Below are 627 nucleotides of genomic sequence, written 5' to 3'. Positions count from 1 at the left end.
CCAGGCGATCTGGGTCAGTTCGCCCAGGGTCTTCAGCTCGCCGAGCTGCGCGTCGTCGTTGGCGTCCCATACCGAACCCGGACGCAGGCCGTCGCCGAGCGAGAAGGCCACGTCGTAGGCCTTCATGATGTCGCAGATGTCTTCGAAGTGCGTGTAGAGGAAGTTTTCCTTGTGATGCGCCAGGCACCACTTGGCCATGATCGAGCCGCCGCGGCTGACGATGCCGGTCATGCGGTTGGCGGTCATCGGCACGTAGCGCAGCAGCACGCCGGCGTGGATGGTGAAGTAGTCGACGCCCTGCTCGGCCTGCTCGATCAGCGTGTCCTTGAAGATGTCCCAGGTCAGGTCCTCGGCCTTGCCGTTCACCTTCTCCAGCGCCTGGTAGATCGGCACCGTGCCAATGGGAACCGGGCTGTTGCGCAGGATCCACTCGCGCGTCTCGTGGATGTTCTTGCCGGTGGACAGGTCCATGATGGTGTCGGCGCCCCAGCGGATACCCCAGGTCATCTTGTCGACTTCCTCGCTGATCGACGAGGTGACGGCGGAGTTGCCGATGTTGCCGTTGATCTTCACCAGGAAGTTGCGGCCGATGATCATCGGCTCGGATTCCGGGTGGTTGATGTTGTT

1 protein-coding gene is annotated in these 627 nt (G+C 62.5%); it reads right to left on the bottom strand.

Going from position 1 to position 627, the window contains the following annotated elements; translation table 11 throughout:
• On the bottom strand, window positions 1–627 hold a 627-nt coding region (locus tag AC3WG5_RS19215; RefSeq protein WP_492570338.1), incomplete at both ends, for a phosphomethylpyrimidine synthase ThiC.

The organism is Pseudogulbenkiania sp. FW507-F1, assembly GCF_058781125.1.
The sequence above is the reverse complement of the archived record's forward strand: the minus strand, read 5'-3'. Positions and strand labels throughout refer to the sequence as shown.